Origin of the sequence: Ensifer sp. 4252 (assembly GCF_050434565.1) — a bacterium.
Taxonomy (GTDB): domain Bacteria; phylum Pseudomonadota; class Alphaproteobacteria; order Rhizobiales; family Rhizobiaceae; genus Ensifer.
Window position 1 is genome coordinate 70,496 of the sequence record NZ_JBNDIU010000016.1, and the last position, 21,016, is coordinate 91,511.

Genomic DNA, 21,016 nt, shown 5'->3' on the forward strand with positions numbered 1-21,016 from the left:
AACGAAACGCCTCATCCCTAAAGGGGTGAGGCACAGAAATGCAGCTTGGGGGAGGGGAAAGCCCATGGCGGAGGTCAAGTCCGATATCGAAATCGCGCGTGCCGCGAAGAAGAAGCCGATCCTGGAGATCGGTGCGAAGCTCGGCATTCCGCCGGAGCATCTGCTGCCCTACGGCCATGACAAGGCCAAGATCGGCGCGGAATTCATCGCTGCTCAAAAGGACCGCAAGAACGGCCATCTGATCCTGGTGACGGCGATCAACCCGACGCCCGCCGGCGAGGGCAAGACGACGACGACGGTCGGTCTCGGCGACGGCCTCAACCGTATCGGCAAGAAGGCGATCGTCTGCATCCGCGAGGCGTCGCTCGGCCCCTGTTTCGGCGTCAAGGGCGGTGCGGCCGGCGGCGGATACGCCCAGGTGGTGCCGATGGAGGACATGAACCTTCATTTCACCGGCGACTTCCACGCGATCACATCCGCCCACAACTTGCTTGCGGCGCTGCTCGACAACCATATCTATTGGGGCAACGAGCAGAACATCGACATCCGGCGCATTTCCTGGCGACGGGTGATGGACATGAACGATCGGGCGCTGCGCAACATCGTCGGCTCGCTCGGCGGCGTTGCCAACGGTTATCCGCGCGAGACTGGTTTCGACATCACCGTTGCTTCTGAAGTCATGGCGATCCTTTGCCTTTCGATGGATCTGAAGGACCTGGAAAAGCGCCTCGGCAACATCATCATCGGCTACCGGCGGGACAAGAGCCCGGTCCTTGCCCGCGACATCAAGGCGGACGGGGCAATGACTGTGCTGTTGAAGGATGCGATGCAGCCGAACCTAGTGCAGACGCTGGAAAACAATCCCGCCTTGGTGCACGGCGGCCCGTTCGCCAACATTGCCCATGGCTGCAACTCGGTGATTGCGACGACCACGGCGCTGAAACTTGCAGATTACGTAGTAACCGAAGCCGGCTTCGGCGCCGATCTCGGGGCGGAAAAATTCTTCGACATCAAATGCCGCAAGGCCGGGCTCAAACCCGATGCCGCCGTCGTCGTTGCCACCGTGCGCGCTATCAAGATGAATGGCGGGGTCAAGAAGGACGACCTCGGCAAGGAGAACCTCGAGGCGCTGCGCAAGGGTTGCGCCAACCTCGGCCGTCATGTCCAGAACGTCAAGAAGTTCGGCGTGCCTGCAATCGTCGCGATCAATCACTTCACCTCCGATACCGAGGCCGAGGTGCAGGCGATCAAGGACTATGTCGCAACGCTCGGTGCCGAGGCGGTGCTGTGCCGCCACTGGGCCGAAGGTTCTGTAGGCATCGAGGAGCTGGCGCGAAAGGTCGCGGCGCTTGCCGAGGGCGGTCACTCGCAGTTTTCACCGCTCTATCCCGACGAGATGTCGTTGTTCCACAAGATCGAGACGATCGCCAAGGACATCTACCACGCCAGCGAAGTGATCGCCGACAAGTCGGTGCGTGATCAATTGCGCACGTGGGAGGATCAGGGCTACGGCCACCTGCCGATCTGTATGGCCAAGACGCAGTATTCGTTTTCGACTGACCCGAACCTGCGTGGCGCGCCGACCGGCCACACGGTGCCGATTCGCGAAGTGCGGCTTGCCGCCGGCGCCGGCTTCATCGTCGTCATCACCGGCGAGATCATGACCATGCCGGGCCTGCCGAAGGTGCCGTCATCGGAGAAGATCTACCTCAATCAGCAGGGCTATATCGAGGGACTGTTCTAGCTGTCGACTATCCATAACGCCTCAAAACGAGATCGATTTGAGGCGTTATGGATTGATCTTAAAGCGTCTCCGCTCCCGTTTCGCTTCTCGAGGCGTCAGGCCTCAGCTGAGGCTGATGAAGTCCGCCTTGCCGACCGGAACGCCCTTATGGCGGAGGATGTCGTAGGCGGTGGTCAGATGGAAGTAGAAGTTCGGCAGCACGAATTTCAACAGGTAGTCCTCGCCGCTCAACGTCATCTTCAGCTTGGTGAAGTTCAAGGTGACTTCGCGGGTCTCGCTGCCCTCGAGATCCGACGGCCGAACCGTTTCCAAGAAGGCGACTGTCTTGCCGATGCGCTCACGCAATTCCCCGAAGGTTTTTTCTTCGTCTGGAAAGCTTGGCACCTGAAGGGCGGTCAGCCGGGCGATGGTGCCTTTTGACGTGTCGCTGGCGCGCTGCACCTGGCCCGAGAGCGGAAGCATGTCCGCGACCAGCCGGGCGTTGACCAGCTCGTCGAGCGCAAGGCCCGTTTCGCCGGCATGGGCCTCGGCCTTGTCGAGCAGTTTGCCGAGGATAGTGAAGCCGTGGACGAAGGTGGGGACGGAGAGCCTGTACATTGTGAGCGCCATGGATGTTTCCTCGGGCTTGGGGGACGGTGATTTGCCTGGACTGCTATCTGGGAAACGGAACCTGATCCTGCAAGGCGGCCAGACCATCTTTGCTGTCGTGCGAGCCCTGGGGATTGCTTTCCGGCAGGCGATGAAAGGTGGGGCGGCTTGTCCTGGTCATCGCCTCTGTGCTGATGTCCTGACTACCACCTGACGAACATGTCTTAAGCCCGAGATGGATATGAGCCGCCCATGACTCCGCTGGACCTTGAAGCCTACCTTCACGCCCATATTCCGCTTTCCGCGGCGATGCAGGTTTCTGTCGATGAAGTGACGGATGAGCACGTGCGGCTCTCGGCGCCGCTTGCGCCCAACATCAATCATCGTGAAACGGTGTTCGGCGGCAGCGCCTCGGCGCTGTCGATCCTGTCCGCCTGGTCGCTGTTGCACGTGCGCTTGAGCCGCGCCGGGATCGCGGCCCGCCTCGTGATCCAGAGCAACCGGATGGAGTATCTGAAGCCGGTTGCCGGCGCATTCTCTGCCAGGTCCACGCTTGCAGACACGGGGCAATGGCCGGGCTTTCTGCGGCTCTTTGACCGGCGGGGCAGGGCACGCATCGTCGTTGCTACCGAACTGCTGGATGGCGGCGACCTTGCCGGGCGCTTTGAAGGTGAGTTCGTCGCCTTGGGTCATAGTGAGGATTAGAGCATTTCCGGGAAAAGTGCGAAGCGGTTTTCCGTCAGGAAATGCGAAAAAAAACAGACGGATAGCGCGTTTCTGCGGCTCTGGCTAAACCGGGAAACGCTCTATCGGCAGTAGCGATATCCGTTCCTGCGCTCGATCACGTCGAGATGCAGGTGTGTCTCGTGCGCTGCGTCGCTGCCCGGGTCGAGCACGGTCTTGAAGTAGAGGCAGGCTGAGGCCGTGACTGCCCGCTGGAAGGCGCCCGTCATCGTACCGTCTTCGTCGCGGGGCTGGATCTCGACGGTCTTGCCGTCGCTGAGCGTGAACGAGGCGATGTCGACGGCGTTGCCGTGCGCATGCTCGGAAATCTTGCCCGTCGCGCCATTGTTGCGCAGGCGGCAGACGTAGGTGGAGGCCTGGTTCAGCGTCTTGACGGTGCCCTTGGCAAAAGCCACGTCGGCCGCCGGCTGCACGGCATCCTTGGTCCAGCGCGCTAGCGCCAGTGCCGCCTCGCAGCGCATCAGCCCTTTCGGCGCAAGCTTGACGTTGGGCAACACGCTTGTCACGTCGAGCGGTTTGTCGATGCCGCAGCCCTTGCCATCGTCGATCCGCTTGGCTTCGGTGAAGACGGCGCCCAATGCTTTCAGCTCCGAAAGGCACTTGGCGTAATCGGCCGGGTTCTCGTTTTCGACCGGCGGGTAGATGACGGGGGGCTCTTCCGTTTTTTCGCCGGCGTCGTCGCCCTTCTTTCCGTCGGCTCCCTTGTCGTCGGCTTCCACCGGTTTCGGCTCAGGCGTCGGCGCTTGGCTGCCCTGTTCACCGCCGGGAGGCTGCTGGTCCTTGTTTTCCTCACCTTCCTTCACCGGCGTTTCCGGCTTCTTTTCCGGAGAGGGTATCGGCGCCTCGGCCTGTGCGTCGGCAGGTGGTTTGTTGGAGGGAAGGGGGCCGGTTTTGGGAAGGCTCGCGCCTGTGAGGAGCAATGTCGACAGGAAAATCAGGGGGATATGGCAACGCATGCGTTTCCTTTCACATGTCCGCGAGGGCAGGCCCCGACGGGGAGGAACGCATGGGAGGCCATCTGGTTTCATCGGGCTGGCGGTAAAGAGCGTTGCAGTTCGGCAACGCTCCGAATTGGGACGATCCCATAAATTGTTGGGGAGGCGTTTCTATGTTGACAATAATACTCATGTTTTTTATGCGGCATAAATGAGGCGACGCAATGTCGCAACGCATTCGAACCCACGCCCAGCCAGCCCCTTGAGTTCGCCGCTCAACAGCAAGCCCGGCCCATGAATTCAAAGGATTGGTCCATGCTCAACCGGCACCGTCGCCTGGCTCTTCTGGCTTGCACGACTACACTTGCTCTTTCCGCTGCCACTGGTGCCTTCGCGCAGACCGCGACGAACGAGCCGAAGGCAAACGAACAGAAGGCCGAGGCTACCAAGAAGGGGGAGACCTTCCTTTCGCCGATCGTCGTCAAGGGCGCGCGCACCAGCGATCCCTATGCGAAGGCCGGCCCGGTCAGCGTGGTGACGACCGACCAGATCGATCTCCAGTCCGGGCTTGAAACCGATGACCTGCTGCGTGGCGTTCCCGGCACATCGACGGCGAACAATCCGCAGAATCCAGGCGTGGCCGTCAACATTCGTGGCTTCGAAGGTTCCGGCCGTGTCAACATGATGATCGACGGCGTGCGTCAGAACTTCCGCTTCACCGGTCACGAAGCGCAGGGCCTTGCCTATTTCGACCCGGCGTTCCTGTCCGAGATCGACATCACCCGCGGCGCCGTCAACGGCGTCGGCGGTGGCGCGCTCGCCGGTTCGGTCAACTTCAAAACCTATGACATCGAAGACCTGATCCAGGACGGCAAGAACTATGGTGGCATTGCCTCCGCGACCTACGGCACCAACGATGCCGGCTGGTCGGAATCGCTGATCGGCGCCTACCGTTTCAACGACGTGTTCTCGGTCCTGGGTGGTATCAGCAAGGCGGACCCCGGCAACTATGACAACGGTGATAGCCGTCAGGTTCCCTTCACCGAGGAAGACCTGCTGTCGGGCATGTTGAAGTTCGAGGTGACGCCGGACGAGGAGCATACTTTCAAGTTCAGTGGCATCACCTATGACAACGACTTCTTCGCCAACTCCTACTTCCAGAACGTGAAGAACCAGACGCTGGCTGCAAGCTACTCCTATACACCGGATAACGAGCTCATCGATTTCCGCGCCAACGCCTACTGGAACCGGCTGAAGATGAAGTACGACGCCGACATCAGAGGTGGTGGGACGGCTGCAGGCCGTCAGATCACCGACACCGGCAAGGGCTTCGACATCTCCAACACATCGCTGTTCGACCTCGGTGAAGTTGCGGTCAAGGCCAATTACGGCGTCGAGTATTTCCGCGACGACTACGACGTCATCAACAGCACGGCGCGGCCGGGCGCTGGTGTCAATGGCAGTGGCACCAATGCCACGACCGGTGTCTTCAGCACGACGACCTTCACCTACGGCATCGCCGACCTGACCGCCGGGCTGCGTTACGACCACTTCAGCCTCGACGGCTCGGGCGCCGTTGTTGCCGGCAACCCGATCGGCCTTCCCGCAGGTCCCTACACGGTTGACAAGTCCGACGGACGCCTCAACCCGAGCATCACGCTTGCGCTCAACCCGACGGACTGGTTCCAGCCCTATGTGACCTATGCCGAGACCTCGCGCTCGCCGACCGTCAACGAAACCTTTGCCGGTGGCACGCATCCGGGTTCGAGCGGCCAGTCCTTCTTCCCCAATCCGTTCCTGGAGCCTGAAATCTCCAAGGGCTGGGAAGTCGGTGCCAACTTTTCCTTCGACGGTCTGCTCGATTCCGGCGATAGCCTGCGTGTGAAGGCCAACTACTTCCATAACAGGATCGACAACTACATCACCGCAGTCCTGCTCAATGGCGGCCGTCAGATCTTCTTCGCCAATAATCCGGGCACCTCGACGGTTCAGGGCTTCGAGCTGCAGGCGGCCTATGATGCAGGCTTCGTGTTCGGCGACCTCGCCTATACGTATACCGACAGCAAGCTGCCGTCGCAGGTCAACGGTTTCGGCGTGCAGAGTTATCTGCCGGACAACATCGTCAGCGCCACGCTCGGTGCGCGCTTCCTCGAAGACCAGCGCCTGACCGTCGGAACGCGCTTCTACGCCGTATCGAGTGCCGACGTCGGCGCGATCAACCGCACCCCGCCCACCGTTCCGGGTTACGGCCTGGTCGATATGTTCGCGAACTACAAGTTCGAAAACGGCTTCGAAGTGACGGCGACAGTGACGAACCTGTTCGACAAGACCTACACCCCGTCGTCGAGCACCATTGCGGGCAGCACGATCGACACCGGTCGCGGCCGCACCTTCCTCGTCACGGCGAAGGCCAAGTTCTGATCGATCGCAGACAAGCTCCAGTCGGAAAGGCGGTCCTTGTGGCCGCCTTTTCTTTTGCCCTTGAGGCATCGCTTTTTCCCGCTTGCGCAAGGCCGCAACCCGCGCTAACACTTTCGCCCATGACAGATGCACGCAACATTTCGATCTGGTGGTGGGCTCGCTGAGGCGGCCTTGACCAGTCATGCGTGATTGAGACATGGAGCCGCCCGGAGATTTCGAGGCGGCTTTTTTGTATTCTGGCCGCGTGGAAAAACCGGGCTTTTACGGAGCGAGACGAATGGCAACGGCAATTCTCGAAGACGGCGCGGAAAGCTATACCACCAGGGGCGGGATCGTCGTTACCCGCAGGCGGCGCGAAGCCTCCTATGCGGATTCGATTTCAAGCTATGTCGACAGGCTGGACGAACGCCGCGGCGCGGTGTTCTCGTCCAACTACGAATATCCGGGCCGCTACACCCGTTGGGACACCGCCGTCGTCGACCCGCCGCTCGGCATTTCCTCTTTCGGTCGCTCGCTCTGGATCGAAGCCTATAACGGCCGCGGCGAAGTGCTGCTGTCGATCATCTCTGAACATCTGAAATCCGTCGCCGACATCACGCTCGTCAGCTCGACGACGACCCGTCTCGACCTGACGATCAACGCGCCCGACCGCGTCTTCACCGAGGAAGAGCGTTCGAAGATGCCGACGGTCTTCACCGTGCTTCGGGCCGTCACCAACCTCTTTCATTCGGCGGAGGATGCGAGCCTCGGCCTTTACGGCGCCTTCGGTTACGATCTCGCCTTCCAGTTCGATGCCATCGACCTGAAGCTGAAGCGCCCGGACGACCAGCGCGACATGGTTCTGTTCCTGCCGGACGAGATCCTGGTTGTCGACCACTATGCCGCCAAGGCCTGGATCGACCGCTATGACTTCGCCAAGGACGGTGCTTCGACCGAGGGCAAGACGGAGGAGATCGCCAGCGAACCCTTCCAGACCGTCGACATCATTCCGCCGCATGGCGACCACCGTCCCGGCGAATATGCCGAACTCGTCGTCAAGGCGAAGGAGAGTTTTCGCCGCGGCGATCTCTTCGAAGTTGTTCCCGGCCAGAAGTTCTTCGAGCGCTGCGACAGCAAGCCGTCGGAGATCTCCAACCGGTTGAAGGCGATCAACCCGTCGCCCTATTCCTTCTTCATCAATCTCGGAAACCAGGAATACCTGGTTGGCGCTTCGCCGGAAATGTTCGTGCGCGTGTCCGGCCGCCGCATCGAGACCTGCCCGATTTCGGGCACGATCAAGCGTGGAGACGATCCGATCGCCGACAGCGAGCAGATCCTCAAACTCCTGAATTCCAAGAAGGACGAATCCGAGTTGACCATGTGCTCGGACGTCGACCGCAACGACAAGAGCCGCGTCTGCGAGCCCGGTTCGGTCAAGGTCATCGGTCGCCGCCAGATCGAGATGTATTCGCGCCTGATCCACACGGTCGACCACATCGAGGGGCGCCTGCGCGACGACATGGATGCCTTCGACGGCTTCCTCAGCCACGCCTGGGCCGTAACGGTCACCGGCGCGCCGAAACTCTGGGCGATGCGCTTCATCGAAAGCCACGAGAAGAGCCCGCGCGCATGGTATGGTGGCGCCATCGGCATGGTCGGCTTCAACGGCGACATGAACACTGGCCTGACGCTCCGCACCATCCGCATCAAGGACGGCATCGCCGAGGTGAGGGCGGGTGCGACGCTGCTCTACGATTCAAACCCGGAAGAAGAAGAAGCCGAAACCGAACTGAAGGCCTCTGCCATGATCGCAGCCATTCGTGACGCGAAATCCGCCAACGCCGGCAAGGCCGGCCGCGACGTCGCGGCCGTCGGCGCGGGCATCAGTATCCTGCTCGTCGACCACGAGGACAGCTTCGTGCACACGCTGGCGAACTACTTCCGCCAGACGGGAGCGACAGTGACGACGGTGCGCACGCCGGTGGCCGAGGAGATCTTCGACCGGGTGAAGCCGGATCTGGTCGTGCTTTCACCGGGACCGGGTAATCCGAAGGATTTCGACTGCAAGGCAACGATCAAGAAGGCGCGCGCCCGCGATCTGCCGATCTTCGGCGTCTGCCTAGGCCTGCAGGCACTTGCCGAAGCCTATGGCGGCGACCTCAGGCAACTGGCGGTCCCGATGCATGGCAAGCCGTCGCGCATCCGCGTGCTGGAACCCGGTATCGTCTTCTCCGGCCTCGGCAAGGAGGTGACCGTCGGTCGCTATCACTCGATCTTTGCCGACCCGTCCAGTCTGCCGCGCGATTTCATGATCACCGCCGAAAGTGAAGACGGCACGATCATGGGCATCGAGCATACCAAGGAGCCGGTGGCAGCCGTGCAGTTCCACCCGGAATCGATCATGACACTTGGCGGCGATGCCGGCATGCGCATGATCGAAAACGTGGTGGCGCATTTGGCCAAGCGGGCAAAGGTCAAGGCCGCTTAAAGAAACCATTTGCACACAGTCAGGCGCCGCCTCCGTAACAGGGGGCGGCGCTTTTCGTTGCCCAGTTTGTCGGCGTCATCGGCTGCTTGGCGCACCAGGAATTTCGCAGCGATCGGCAAACAGTCGCTCGCTCAGAAAATCGACGAACACCCGGACCTTCGGCGAGAGATGCCGGTTCGATGGCCAGAGAAGATGAAACTGGCCCGGTGCGTCAAGATGGGCGTCGAGCACCGTTCGAAGCGTACCATCGGCAAGCGGCCCGCGCGCCAGAAAGTCCGGCATGCAGCCAATGCCGAGACCGCTGATCACGGCGCCACGCAATGCCTCCATATTGTTGCAGGTCAGAACCGTGCACATCGGCGGCATGGTGCCTGGGCCCGATAGGACAATCGGCCAATCCTGAAGTTTGCGGCTGTTGGGAAACCGGAACCGTATTGCACGGTGACCATCGAGATCCCGTGGGCACTCGGGAGTGCCGTGAGCTGCCAGGTAGGACGGAGCGGCGCAAAGCAGAAGCCGAAACGGCCTGAGGGCCCGCGACATCAGACGGGAATCCGGCAGGTCCCCGCTGCGAATGGCGACATCGACCTCCTCGTCGATCAGGTCGACGATGCGATCATTGAAATCGAGGTCGAGTTCCACCTCGGGGTAGCGTTCGGCGAAGTCCGGAAGCACCGGCAACAGCAGGTGATAGCTGACGATCGGGACGCTGACGCGCAGGCGCCCGCGCGGAGCCGCGACGGCCTGGGCGAGCGATGCCTCGGCATCGTCCAGATCATCGAGCACACGGCGGCAGCGCTCGTGAAACAGCCGCCCTTCCTCCGTCAGCCGGATGCTGCGCGTCGAGCGTTGAAAAAGACGGACCCCAAGCTGCTTCTCGAGATTGCTCACCGCCTTGCCGACGGCCGAAGCGGATAGGCCAAGTACTCTCCCGGCAGCGACGAAACTGCCGAGATCAGCGGTTCGCACAAAGGCAGTCAGCCCACTCAAGCGATCCATGTTCTCTCCTATTCGAGCGTTTTATTCCGTCATGCTAGGACGATGAGCCGTATTTCTCGCCCATTGTGTCCAATCTATCCTGCTTAAGTCAATCGATACCCACTGACACGGATCATTCGGCCGGCCATCTTGCGTGCGCCCGGCGGGTTTTCATTTGCTCGAACACAGCGGAACCACAAAACATGAGAGAAAAGATCAGGAGTAGGAGCAACGCCGGAAGGTTGTGCGTTCTTGTCGCCGTTTGCTGCGCAGCCGCGGCGATGCCTCTGACTTTCACCGGACCGGCAGTGGCACTGCCCTCCATCACCCGGACACTGGGTGGAAGCCCGCTGGCGCTCAACTGGGTCACCAACGCCTTCATGCTGACGTTCGGCAGCACCCTGATGGCGGCTGGCGCACTTGCCGACGCCTACGGCCGTAAGCGCATGTTCCTTGGCGGGCTTGCGGCCTTTGGCCTGTTTTCGTTCGGCCTTGCCTTTGCCGGCGACATCGTCTGGTTCGACATTCTCAGAGGTCTGCAAGGTGTCGGAGCGGCTGCAGCGTTTTCGGGCGGCATGGCATCGCTGGCGCAGGAGTTTGAAGAGGGCGAACGGCTGCGGGCGTTCAGTATCGTCGGGGCGAGCTTTGGCGTTGGCCTGGCGTTCGGCCCCATTGCCTCAGGCCTCGTGGTCGAGGCGCTTGGCTGGTCGGCGATCTTTCTGCTCGTCGTTGCGCTCGCGGCCTTTGCCTTTGTGCTCGGCGCCGTTTTCCTGCGGGAAACGCGCGATCCGAATGCCGGGGGTCTCGACTGGAACGGCGCGGCGACGTTCACGCTTGCGCTGGCATTCCTGACATTCGGTATCCTGCAGATGCCTGAGGCGGGTTGGGGTGATCCTTTCGTTCTTGCGGTGCTGGCTGCCGCTGCCGCCTTCTTCTTTGCCTTCTACCGGATCGAGCGCTCGGTGGCGCGGCCGATGCTGGATCTGTCGCTGTTCAGATATCCGCGGTTCATCGGCGTGCAACTGCTCGCCGCGGCGCCTGCCTACGGGTTCGTCGTGCTGCTCATTCTCCTGCCGGTGCGTTTCATCGGTATCGAAGGGATGAGCGAGATTGCCGGGGGGCGGATGATGATTGCGCTCTCGGCTCCGCTTCTAGTCCTGCCGATTGCGGCCGGTCTGTTGACGCGCTGGTTCGCGCCGGCGGTCATCTGCGGAACTGGATTGCTCGTGTCGGCCGCCGGGCTCGCCTGGTTGAGCCAGTTTCCTCTGGGCTCCCAGCCGGAGCTGCTGGTCGCACCGCTGCTCATCGTCGGCATCGGCATCAGCCTGCCCTGGGGATTGATGGATGGTCTTGCGGTCAGTGTTGTGCCGAAGGAGCGCGCGGGAATGGCAACAGGTATCTTCAGCACCACCCGTGTTGCCGGCGAAGGGGTCGCGCTTGCGGTGGTGACGGCGCTCCTCTCTGCCTTCACGCAGATGAATCTGGGGCCAGCGGCGGGCGGGTATGCAGCCGGAATTGCCCAGAGGCTTGTAACCGGCAACGTGGCTGGGGCCGGCAGCATCGTGCCGTCGATTGAGCGCGCCGCGATACTTCAGGCCTATAGTGATGCGTTCGGCACGCTGCTCTGGCTTTTGACAGCCATCACTACGGCAACGGCGGTGGTCGTCTTTCTGTACCTCGGCAAGCGCGCCGACGGGATCGAAAGCGCGGCCGACGAACCCGAGTTGCTGCGGACCACAGTCATGGATCCTTAGAAAGCGGGCAGGAGCCGATCAACCCTTTGACAAGCCGCCATCAATGGCACATATGTTTGCCAATAACCGCCTGCGCGAAATTCGCGCGGGCGGTTTTGCGTTTGAATGGGCTTGCGTTTGCAACTCGTTTGCATCTGCATGAGGAATGAAGAAGATGTCTGGGTCCGATAACCGAACCGTCCTGCGGCTTGCCTTCTGGGGCATTCCGCTTTCTCTGGTCGTGCTGGGGCTGAAGCTGCTTGCCTGGTGGCTTACCGGCTCCGTGGCGCTTCTGTCCGATGGCCTCGAGTCCACCGTCAATGTGATTGCGGCGGTGATCGCCTATCTGATGATCGGCTATGCCGCGAAGCCCGCCGATGCCGGCCATCCCTTCGGGCACCACAAGGCGGAGTATTTTTCCGCGGTTATCGAGGGTGTGCTGATCGTCGTTGCCGCTCTGCTGATCGTCTGGGAAGCGGTGCCGGCGATGATGGCGCCGGTGGTGCTGGAAGCTCCGGCGCTGGGTCTTGCGATCAACTTTGTCGCCGGCATCGTCAACGCCATCTGGGCCTATGTGCTGATCAGCGCCGGCCGGAAGCATCGCTCCCCGGCGCTCAGCGCCGACGGCCATCACATTCTGTCGGATGTCGTCACTTCGATCGGCGTCCTGATCGGCCTTGTTCTTGCCATCGCCACCGGCTACGCGATCCTCGATCCCTTGCTCGCCGTCATCGTCGCCTGCAACATTCTGTTCCAGGGCTGGATGGTGATCTCGCGGTCGATCGACGGGTTGATGGACCGGGCGGTGCCAGCGGACGAGGAGGAGGCGATCAAGCAGGCGATCGCCGCCAACGCCAAGGGTTCGCTGGGTGTGCATGATCTCAAGACCCGTCAGGCCGGCCCGGCGATTTTTGTGGATTTCCACATGGTCGTGCCGGAAAAGATGCCGGTCGGCGAGGCGCATGATATCTGCGACCGCATCGAGGACGCGATCCGTGTCGTTCATCCCGGCGCCAAGATCGCAATCCATGTTGAGCCGGAAGGTGAAACGGCGCACGGCGTGCGCGTCAAAGTGAGTGGAGCATCACGCAAATGAGCAAGACTGACGTATCCGGCCTTTCGCAACTTGGCGCAAAGGTCGATCTGCCACAGAACCCCGACGAAGCGGTGCTCGAGCGCGTGCCGAGCGGTAACCAGGGCGCGGACTTCCTGGTGCGGTTCACCGCGCCTGAATTCACCTCGCTTTGCCCGATGACCGGCCAGCCGGACTTTGCCCATATCGTTATCGACTATGTGCCGGACGAATGGCTGGTGGAATCGAAGTCGCTGAAGCTGTTCCTGCATTCCTTCCGCAATCACGGCGCCTTCCACGAGGACTGCACCATCGATATCGCCAAGCGGCTGGTGAGCCTGCTGTCACCGCGCTGGCTGCGCATCGGCGCATACTGGTATCCGCGCGGCGGCATTCCCATCGACGTCTTCTGGCAGACCGGCAAGCCGCCGGAAGGACTTTGGCTCCCTGACCAGGGCGTTCCGACCTATCGCGGGCGCGGATAAAAAATGGCGGGCATGACCCGCCATTCCCCCGTTCGTTTCGTCAGCCGAAGATCAAGGCCGTGCCGGCAAGCGCCGTGACGCCGCCGAGAATGCGCGCCAGCGTGCCCCCGCGTGATAGGCGCCCAAGCACTACGCCAAGGCCGATGCCGGCCGCATGAAGCACGGCTGTGGCGAGCATGAAACCGATGGCGAAGGGAAGGGCGCCGGCACTGCCGAGCTCGCCGCCATGCGCATGGCCGTGAAAGAGCGCAAAGAGGCCGACGACCGCAGCCGACGCGGCCGCATCAAGGCGCACGGCCATGGCCACCAGCAACCCCAGCGCGACCACCGAGGCGAGGACCGCTGGCTCGACGAAGGGAAGATCGATGCCGGCGGTTGCCAGCGCGAAGCCGGCCGCCATCATGGCGACGAAAGCTGTCGGCACAAGCCACAGCGCCCGGCCGCCAATCTGGGCGGCCCAGAGGCCGACGGCGACCATGACCAGGATATGGTCGAGGCCGAAGAGCGGATGTGAGAAACCGGCGGCAAACGAGCCGTGCTCTTCCGGGTTGAGGTGAGCGAAGGCTGGTGCGGCTGACGCCATCAGCGCGGCCGCCGCAATCAGGATGCGTCTGTTCATATCTGTCCCCATGGATCGACAGGACCGGGAGGGAGCCCCGTCTTCGTAGTTTTTTGACGGGCTCGATCTTATTGGGCTTTGGGTCCCTGTCCATACGGCATTTGGCGGTGGCAGTGTTTACCATAGGCACAGTCCGGATTGCCGCTTTGTCGCCCCTTCGGTTTGTTGCATTGTCTTCGCAGCCGAGTCGCATTATCTGACTTTGACTGAAGAATTCATGAGACGCCGGAGAAATACGGATGAACGACAACGACGAGGAAGACAAGAAGACCGAATTGCCCTTGGGCAAGGAAACGGAGGCGAACCTTTTCAAGTCGCGTTCGATTTTCATCTACGGCACGATCACCCAGGAACTGGCGCAGAAGGTGTGCTCGCAGCTCGTGGCGCTTGCGTCCGCCAGCGATGAGGACATCCGCCTCTTCGTCAGCTCGCCGGGCGGCCACGTCGAATCCGGCGACAGCATTCACGACATGATCAAGTTCGTGAAGCCGAAGGTCTGGACGATCGGCACCGGCTGGGTCGCTTCCGCCGGCGCGCTGATCTATGTCGGCGTTCCCAAGGAGCGTCGCGTTTGCCTGCCGAACACCCGCTTCCTGCTGCACCAACCGTCAGGCGGCACCCGCGGCATGGCTTCCGATATCGAGATCCAGGCACGCGAAATCATCAAGATGAACGAGCGCCTGAACAAGATCTTCTCCGAAGCGACCGGCCAGACGGTCGAAAAGATCGCCAAGGACACGGAACGCGACTATTGGCTGTCGGCTGAAGAGGCCAAGACCTACGGTCTCGTCTCGCGCATCATCACCTCGGTTTCGGATATCTGAGACCGATACTCGCCGGAAACGGCGGAATGGCTTGAAAAAGGGCATCGGCGGTCTCGCCGGTGCCCTTTTGCGTTACGGGGCATCATGCGAAGGGACGCGTCGGTCTACGTCATGTTTCCACGGCTGGATGCCTTGCTCCGTTTCGGCAAGCCGTGTATAGGCTTTGTCATGATCAAGGCCAGCGCATATCGGATCGTTACGATCTCTGCCGCACACGATGACAATCGTGCGCCGCTGCGCGCCTTCGCCTCGCTTCTTCTCCTCGGCCTTACTCGCGGTTGCCGGGTTCGCTGAGGAGCGCCCGGCGGCCGAAAAGCCACGCCGGCAAATGCTCCTCGAATCCGATAGAGTTTTAGGACAAAGGCGCGTCCGTCCGGCATTTGCCATCGCAATCCGATCCTTGATCGGGTAAGGCAAAGCGGCCAGAGCGCTCAGCGATGAAGAGAAGCTGCAATGATCCAGAAATCCCATTCCATCAAGAACGGCATGCCCGAAGCGGCGGTGAAGTATCAGCCTTACCCGCAGATCGCGCTTGCCGAACGTACCTGGCCGTCGAAGACCATCTCCCAGGCGCCGATCTGGTGTTCGGTCGACCTGCGTGACGGCAACCAGTCGCTCGTCGACCCGATGGGCCATGACCGCAAGGCGCGCATGTTCCAGCTGCTCTTGGACATGGGCTTCAAGGAAATCGAGATCGGCTTCCCCTCGGCCTCGCAGACGGATTTCGACTTTGCCCGCTGGTGCATCGAAGAGGGCAATGTCGCCAAGGACGTGTCGCTGCAGGTGCTGGTGCAGTGCCGGCCGGAGCTGATCACCCGGACCTTCGAAGCGCTGCAGGGTGCCCACAAGCCGATCGTGCATTTCTACAACTCGACCAGCGAGCTGCAGCGCCGCGTGGTGTTTGCCAAGGATGTCGCCGGCATCAAGCAGATCGCGACCGATGCTGCCAAGATGATCACCGACATGGCTGCCAAGGCCGGTGGCGGTTTTCGCTTCGAATATTCGCCGGAGAGCTTCACCGGCACCGAGTTGGAAGTGGCGCTGGAGATCTGCAACGCCGTCACCGAGATCGTCAAGCCGACGCCTGACAACAAGCTGATCCTCAATCTGCCATCAACTGTCGAGATGGCGACGCCGAACATCTATGCCGACCAGATCGAATGGATGTGCCGCAACCTCGACAATCGCGAGAGCCTGATAATTTCCCTGCACCCGCACAACGACCGCGGCACGGGCATTGCGGCGACCGAGCTCGGCCTGATGGCCGGTGCCGACCGCGTTGAAGGCACGCTGTTCGGCAATGGCGAGCGCACCGGCAATGTCGACGTCGTGACGCTGGCATTGAACATGTTCACGCAAGGGGTCGATCCGCAGCTGGACTGCTCCGATATCGAACGGATCAAGGAAGTCTACGAATACTCCAACCAGATGGTGATCCCCGAGCGCCATCCTTACGTCGGCGAACTGGTCTACACGGCCTTCTCCGGCTCGCATCAGGATGCGATCAACAAGGGCATGAAGGCGATCAAGATCGCCAACAAGCCGCTCTGGGAAGTGCCGTATCTGCCGATCGATCCGCGTGACGTCGGCCGCTCCTACGAGGCGATCATCCGCATCAACTCGCAGTCGGGTAAGGGCGGCATTGCCTATATCCTGCAGGAAGACTACGGCATCAACCTGCCGCGCAACCTGCAGGTGGAGTTCCGCGAGGACATCCAGCGCATCACTGACGAGGAAGGCAAGGAGCTACCGTCCAAGCGCATCCATGAACGTTTCATCGAGCGTTATGTCCAGCAGCCCGGCGCACGCATCAAGTTCGTCGATCACAACACCTATCCGGTCGGCGAACACAAGGGTGTGCGCGTGGTTTCGGCCGAGATCACCGACAACGGCGAGATCAAGCGCATCGAAGGCAAGGGCACCGGCCCGATCGACGGCTTCATCAACGCGCTGTCGATCTATCTCGGCGTCGATCTCTCGGTTGCAGACTATTCCGAACATTCGCTGCAGCACGGCTCGAACGCAGCCGCCATCGCCTATGTCGAGATGGAGCATCCGGGCGGCAAGCTGTTCGGCGCCGGCATCAATACGAACATTGTTGCCGCCTCGCTGGAAGCGATCGTATCGGCTGCCAACCGCGTGTTGGAAATCAAGCGTAGCTGAGCATCAAAACGCCGCGCGCCCGGAATGGACGCGCGGCGGTTTCGATCGATACTTGACGCCATCCTGGGTCACGGCTTGCCATGACGTGGGTGCCGAAGTCTATTTGGCGGCTGCGGCGTTGCCGTTAAGCTTGCCGCGCCTTGCGGTTGGCGTAACGCCGATCGCGCTCGGCCTTGCGGGCAGCCTCGTCCTCGATCACGCGCGAAATGCGGTTCTTGTCAGCGGCTTCGCGTGCCTCGATCTCGGCTCTTGCGGCAGCGGTGGCTGCTGCCTCGCGCTCGGCGGCCTCGGCCTGCAAGCGCTCGCGCTCCTCATTCTTCGCCTGTTCGCGATTGATGCGCCGCTCTTCGCGGGCTGCAGCGACCGCCTGACGCTCTGCCTGGCGGGCGAGCTGAGTCGGTTCTGCGGCTTCCTTTGCTGCGCGGTAGGCTTGAAGAAGCGCTGTCTTTGCATCGGCCGCGGCGCTGCGACGATCGGTGAGTTCACTGTTTCTGATGTTTCTCAAGTCTCTATTCCAGTTGAGGTGTCACCCTGACTGAAGGTCAGGTTTTTCTGACGCGTTTTGAAACGGGGGCGGCGGCGGTCGCCAGGCGATCCTGCAATTCCTTCGCCAAGCGGGCTTCGCGCAGACGCAGTGTCTTCTCTTCGCGAGCCTGGACGATGGAGTCGAGCTCTTCGACGGCGCTGTCTCGGGCAAAGAACTGCGATTGTTCCTTGGCAAAGGCAATCTCGGCTCGCTGGCGCGATTTGTTGTGTGTCTCTGTCATGGGATATCCCCGACTTTTGGGGCGCGTCTACGGCGTCGCACGTCACTCCCGATGCATAATGCAGTTGCGGGACCGTGCAGTCGGCGCGCGGTGATAAAAAAAGGCCAGGCATATAGCCTGACCTTGATGGGTATCATGCTCTCGACAGTGCCAGTACATCCGTGGTCAAGGGAGAGCCGATACCGATTTAAGCCGCCTGAAGGTTGCAGGCAGACATCTTGCCCGACTTTGCGTCGCGCTCCATGTCGTAGCCGATCTTCTGGCCTTCGACGATTTCGCGCATGCCAGCACGTTCGACGGCAGAGATATGGACAAATGCGTCCGGACCGCCGTTGTCAGGCTGAATGAAGCCGAAGCCCTTGGTGGAATTAAACCATTTAACTGTGCCAGTGGTCATGATGAACCCTTTCATAGCATATTGAGTGACCGCCGCGCGTAAGCACTGCGGATGATGATAGCGATTTTTGAAAGGAAGGTTCGTCAGGGCGCGGTTGCTAAATGCGCGGTAACCAAAGTTCAGCAAGCAAATATCGATTTGTAGGAGATAGAGATAAAGTATTGCGATGTCAACCTTTGGTTTTTTCTTGCTGGATTTTACCAATTTTGCGCGAAGTACGGCGCCGCAATTCGGGCTCGATGTTTGTCCTCGGCCGCGCATGTATTTCATGCCGTGGAAACGGGCCTAACTGATTGGTTCCCTGCAGAAATTTTTGCTTGAACCGAAGTTGGGATTTTTCAGTTATGCTCTCTGGCGCGCAGTGAAGGTGTCAGATTTTCGCGGCAGCGAGACTTGCCCTTGCAACAAGCGCTGCAAAGGATCCGTTCCCGAATTTTTGGTGGCGGCCGCGGCTCAGCCCCAGTTGGGAGGGCGTGGGCTCAGATTGTCGTCGACACCGCTTCGGCCAGATCGTGCAGGCCGACCGTGGCCGACGGGCCGACGACGACGAAAGACGCGCCGCCACGCTGCCAGGAAACCATGCCGAGATTGTCGCGGATGCTTTCTGAGAATTTGTCGGACTGCGGGCTGTCGCTGTCCTTGAGGAAACAGATGGCAAACACGTCGCCATCGGCATTGCGATAGAGCAGTTGCGCGACGGGTTTGCTGTTGGCGACGAGCAGACGCGCACCCTCGAAGTTCAGACCCTTGCCGGTGAGGTTGGGAATGGTGAACGGAACGCCGACGCTGGCGGCGAGCCAGGTCTCGATCTTCGGCGCTTCGGAGGCCGGAACCTCGACGAGGCGTTCCTTCTGGCGGGAATAGATGCGGTGGTAGTCGGCGATGTCGTCCAGCCAAGTGCGGGTGGAGGCGAGCTTCGCAGGCTCGCCGACGTTGTTGGCCGTGCCGATGATAAAGCCGGTGGCGCCACCGACCAGCACCAGTGCCACGGAAGCCGCCATCACCCGCGGCCAGATGGGCACGCTACGCACGTTGGCGGCAGCGATCGTCACGCGTTCCGCCTTGGGATTGATGCCGGAGCCTTGCTTGATCTGACGCACCAGCGCCAGCGGCACAGGATCGTGAAGGAAATCCTCGAATGCCGTGTTGCCGAAGGCGCTGCCGGCCTTCAGTTTTTCAAACAACGCCTTGGCTTCCTCGTCGCGGGCGAGAAGCGTCTCGAGTTCAGTCTTTTCTGCCTCGCCGAGTTCGCCGTCGATATAGGCGCACAACCGGACTTCGAGTGCGTGACCTTTTGTCTGCTGCAACGGTCATGCCCTCCTTTCGGTGTTTTCGGAAATCATCGCGGCGAGCCTCAACCGCGCAGTCGACAGCCTGCTCATCACCGTGCCGATAGGTATGCCCAGAATGTCGGCGGTCTCGCGGTAGCTATGGCCCTCGACATTGACCAGGAGGAAGGTGCTTGCCAGGCCTTCGGGCATCGAGAGGATCATCTTCTGCAACTGGTTGGCGTAGACGGCTTTCTCGGCGGAGGCCTCGACGCTCAGTTCATCCTGGTCGGACACGTCGACCGTACCGCTGCCGGTGCGGACTTTCCGCTTGCGGATCTCGTCGATCCAAAGGTTGCGCGTCATGGCGTAGATCCAGCTTTCGAGCCGGCCTTCCCCGTTCCAGAGGTGACTGCGCGTAATCGCTCTTTCGCATGCTTCCTGGACAAGATCATCGGCATCATGGGCATTGCGCGTCAATGTCATCGCGAAGCGGCGCAATTTGGGCAGAAGGCTGACCAAGTCGCGTCTGAAGTCCTTCGTTTCTGCCGCTGGGCGCATTGCTCTTCCAAGTGAAACGTGTGGGATCGTGTCTTTATTCGCCAGGTAATATCCACGGCGAATGATATGAAACATTTGGCCCTTAGTCTGCAAGGGAAGTCACGGATCGGAAAGCGAAATCTGTTCTTTCGCGCGCCGTTATCCCAAAAACTTTCGCTCGCCCGCATCCGTGCCGCCAGGCGGTCGTTACCGTAAACTGCAAGGTCCAGCCGGCATTGCGTCAAAGTTCAGCCCGAATCTGGCCGGTACTCATCCGCACAACTTCAAGTCGATGACGGGGGACGTGTCAATGAACGAACAAGCGTGCGGCCGGAGACGAAATGGCAGTAGATTTTTCGGGGGCGGCCCCCGCGGGAGGCGTTTACGGTCGGCTTCGGCGTTCATCCGGGTTGCCGGCCTGACCGTATCGCTCGCGGGCCTGGTTGGCTGCCAGAGCGCGTCTCTCAGTGAAAGCGGTTCGCTGTCTTCCTATAAGGATTTCGTCGCCAGCGACGGGATGGTGACCAAGACCAAATATCGCGTGGATTCCGCTTCGACCAAGACGGTCAAAACCGTGCATCTGATCCCGACGACCTTTGCCTCCAATGCCGATGTCGGCAAGCTCGGCGATCCCCAGAAGAAACTGGTGGCGACGGCCATCGATCGGTCGCTGTGCGAGGCGCTCAGTGCGCATTTCGATGTCGTACCGGTATCGAAGCCGGCCGATATGGCCGTGCGTTCCGTGGTCAGCAAGGTCAAAGCGACGAATGCCGTCGTGGCCGGCGTGTCGACCGTCACCTCGGCGGTTGCCCCGGTGCCGGTTCCGCGCATTCCGATCGGCCTTGGCAGTCTCGCTGTCGAGGCGGAGGCCTTCGATGCGAAGGGCAAGCAGATCGCCGGACTGACATGGGCGCGCGGAGCCAACATCCTGACAAACGGTTCGCGGGCGTCGACCGCTGCCGATGCGTTCGAACTGGCCGGCGATTTCTCCGACGATTTCAGTGCGTTGCTGGCAAAGTCGAACGACCCGATGAAGTCCGGCTTCGAACTGCCGTCGATGAAGAACGTCTCGAACAGCGTATCCTATGCCGTTACCGGCAAGTCGACCGATCCCGACTGCGCGGTTTTCGGACGCGGCTCCGGGGTCACGGGCATTGTCGGCGGCGCGCTCGGCCTGCCGCCGGAATGGACCGAGAAGAAGCGCACCTGAGGGAAGGCTTCCTCGGTCGATGCCGCAGCTGCCTTCCCGTGTTCGGGAAGGCAGAGGGCAG

At 61.2% G+C, this 21,016-nt stretch carries 20 protein-coding genes; 11 read left to right on the forward strand and 9 right to left on the reverse strand.

Annotated features, from left to right (window positions below; all coding sequences use genetic code 11):
* Positions 1 to 64 precede the first annotated feature (64 nt).
* Positions 65 to 1,744: a formate--tetrahydrofolate ligase gene (locus tag ABIE33_RS24675; protein WP_429130449.1), complete on the forward strand. Its 1,680-nt coding sequence runs from the start codon at positions 65 to 67 to the stop codon at positions 1,742 to 1,744.
* Between the two features lie 102 nt (positions 1,745 to 1,846).
* Here the strand turns inward: ABIE33_RS24675 and ABIE33_RS24680 are convergent, their stop codons facing one another.
* A complete protein-coding gene (locus ABIE33_RS24680; RefSeq protein ID WP_429130450.1) occupies positions 1,847 to 2,353 on the reverse strand; it encodes a DUF1993 domain-containing protein in 507 nt (168 codons plus the stop codon).
* A 231-nt stretch (positions 2,354 to 2,584) separates the two neighbouring features.
* Here ABIE33_RS24680 and ABIE33_RS24685 point away from each other — a divergent pair, with 231 nt between their 5' ends.
* Positions 2,585 to 3,037, forward strand: coding sequence for a thioesterase domain-containing protein (locus ABIE33_RS24685; protein WP_429130451.1), 453 nt, complete (start codon positions 2,585 to 2,587; stop codon positions 3,035 to 3,037).
* 101 nt (positions 3,038 to 3,138) lie between these two features.
* Here ABIE33_RS24685 and ABIE33_RS24690 read toward each other — a convergent pair whose 3' ends face one another.
* Complete coding sequence (locus ABIE33_RS24690) at positions 3,139 to 4,032, reverse strand: extensin family protein (protein WP_429130452.1); 894 nt, start codon at positions 4,030 to 4,032, stop codon at positions 3,139 to 3,141.
* A gap of 294 nt (positions 4,033 to 4,326) precedes the next feature.
* On the opposite strand from ABIE33_RS24690, the gene ABIE33_RS24695 reads away from it, so the two are divergent.
* The 3 genes from ABIE33_RS24695 (at position 4,327) to ABIE33_RS24705 (ending at position 8,899) form a co-directional block, all read left to right on the forward strand.
* The gene (locus ABIE33_RS24695; protein WP_429130453.1) at positions 4,327 to 6,432 is read left to right on the forward strand and encodes a TonB-dependent receptor domain-containing protein; all 2,106 of its coding nucleotides are present in this window, start codon (positions 4,327 to 4,329) and stop codon (positions 6,430 to 6,432) included.
* Positions 6,433 to 6,551: 119 nt separating this feature from the next.
* Positions 6,552 to 6,596 (forward strand): trpE operon leader peptide TrpLE, encoded by a 45-nt coding sequence (gene trpLE / locus ABIE33_RS24700; RefSeq protein ID WP_230808219.1) that lies wholly within the window; start codon positions 6,552 to 6,554, stop codon positions 6,594 to 6,596.
* A gap of 113 nt (positions 6,597 to 6,709) precedes the next feature.
* Positions 6,710 to 8,899: an anthranilate synthase gene (locus ABIE33_RS24705; protein WP_429130454.1), complete on the forward strand. Its 2,190-nt coding sequence runs from the start codon at positions 6,710 to 6,712 to the stop codon at positions 8,897 to 8,899.
* 75 nt (positions 8,900 to 8,974) lie between these two features.
* Here the strand turns inward: ABIE33_RS24705 and ABIE33_RS24710 are convergent, their stop codons facing one another.
* On the reverse strand, positions 8,975 to 9,898 hold the full coding sequence (locus ABIE33_RS24710) for a LysR substrate-binding domain-containing protein (RefSeq protein ID WP_429130455.1): 924 nt from the start codon (positions 9,896 to 9,898) through the stop codon (positions 8,975 to 8,977).
* Positions 9,899 to 10,080: 182 nt separating this feature from the next.
* On the opposite strand from ABIE33_RS24710, the gene ABIE33_RS24715 reads away from it, so the two are divergent.
* The 3 genes from ABIE33_RS24715 (at position 10,081) to queF (ending at position 13,167) form a co-directional block, all read left to right on the forward strand.
* The gene (locus ABIE33_RS24715; RefSeq protein WP_429130456.1) at positions 10,081 to 11,631 is read left to right on the forward strand and encodes an MFS transporter; all 1,551 of its coding nucleotides are present in this window, start codon (positions 10,081 to 10,083) and stop codon (positions 11,629 to 11,631) included.
* Between the two features lie 154 nt (positions 11,632 to 11,785).
* A complete protein-coding gene (locus ABIE33_RS24720) occupies positions 11,786 to 12,706 on the forward strand; it encodes a cation diffusion facilitator family transporter (protein WP_429130457.1) in 921 nt (306 codons plus the stop codon).
* Positions 12,703 to 13,167 carry a preQ(1) synthase gene (gene queF, locus ABIE33_RS24725; protein ID WP_429130458.1) on the forward strand — a complete coding sequence of 155 codons (465 nt, stop codon included), beginning with the start codon at positions 12,703 to 12,705 and terminating at the stop codon, positions 13,165 to 13,167. Before ABIE33_RS24720 ends, queF begins: the two co-directional genes overlap by 4 nt.
* Positions 13,168 to 13,207: 40 nt before the next feature.
* Here the strand turns inward: queF and ABIE33_RS24730 are convergent, their stop codons facing one another.
* Complete coding sequence (locus ABIE33_RS24730) at positions 13,208 to 13,786, reverse strand: HupE/UreJ family protein (RefSeq protein WP_429130459.1); 579 nt, start codon at positions 13,784 to 13,786, stop codon at positions 13,208 to 13,210.
* Positions 13,787 to 14,025: 239 nt separating this feature from the next.
* On the opposite strand from ABIE33_RS24730, the gene ABIE33_RS24735 reads away from it, so the two are divergent.
* Both ABIE33_RS24735 and leuA read left to right on the forward strand, forming a co-directional pair.
* Entirely contained in the window at positions 14,026 to 14,610 is a 585-nt protein-coding gene (locus ABIE33_RS24735) for an ATP-dependent Clp protease proteolytic subunit (RefSeq protein WP_429130460.1), read from the forward strand.
* Positions 14,611 to 15,063: 453 nt separating this feature from the next.
* Positions 15,064 to 16,773, forward strand: a complete 1,710-nt coding sequence (leuA, locus tag ABIE33_RS24740) for a 2-isopropylmalate synthase (protein ID WP_429130461.1) — start codon at positions 15,064 to 15,066, stop codon at positions 16,771 to 16,773.
* A gap of 124 nt (positions 16,774 to 16,897) precedes the next feature.
* Here leuA and ABIE33_RS24745 read toward each other — a convergent pair whose 3' ends face one another.
* The 5 genes from ABIE33_RS24745 to ABIE33_RS24765 all read right to left on the reverse strand — a co-directional run bounded on the left by ABIE33_RS24745 (position 16,898) and on the right by ABIE33_RS24765 (position 19,766).
* Positions 16,898 to 17,278, reverse strand: a complete 381-nt coding sequence (locus ABIE33_RS24745) for a DUF6481 family protein (protein WP_429130462.1) — start codon at positions 17,276 to 17,278, stop codon at positions 16,898 to 16,900.
* Positions 17,279 to 17,315: 37 nt separating this feature from the next.
* Complete coding sequence (locus tag ABIE33_RS24750) at positions 17,316 to 17,540, reverse strand: hypothetical protein (RefSeq protein ID WP_429130463.1); 225 nt, start codon at positions 17,538 to 17,540, stop codon at positions 17,316 to 17,318.
* Between the two features lie 187 nt (positions 17,541 to 17,727).
* Positions 17,728 to 17,937, reverse strand: a complete 210-nt coding sequence (locus ABIE33_RS24755) for a cold-shock protein (protein WP_150497092.1) — start codon at positions 17,935 to 17,937, stop codon at positions 17,728 to 17,730.
* 479 nt (positions 17,938 to 18,416) lie between these two features.
* Positions 18,417 to 19,244, reverse strand: coding sequence for an anti-sigma factor family protein (locus ABIE33_RS24760; RefSeq protein WP_429130464.1), 828 nt, complete (start codon positions 19,242 to 19,244; stop codon positions 18,417 to 18,419).
* Between the two features lie 3 nt (positions 19,245 to 19,247).
* Complete coding sequence (locus tag ABIE33_RS24765) at positions 19,248 to 19,766, reverse strand: RNA polymerase sigma factor (protein ID WP_429130465.1); 519 nt, start codon at positions 19,764 to 19,766, stop codon at positions 19,248 to 19,250.
* Positions 19,767 to 20,055: 289 nt separating this feature from the next.
* Here ABIE33_RS24765 and ABIE33_RS24770 point away from each other — a divergent pair, with 289 nt between their 5' ends.
* The gene (locus ABIE33_RS24770; protein WP_429130466.1) at positions 20,056 to 20,955 is read left to right on the forward strand and encodes a DUF3313 domain-containing protein; all 900 of its coding nucleotides are present in this window, start codon (positions 20,056 to 20,058) and stop codon (positions 20,953 to 20,955) included.
* Positions 20,956 to 21,016 lie beyond the last annotated feature (61 nt).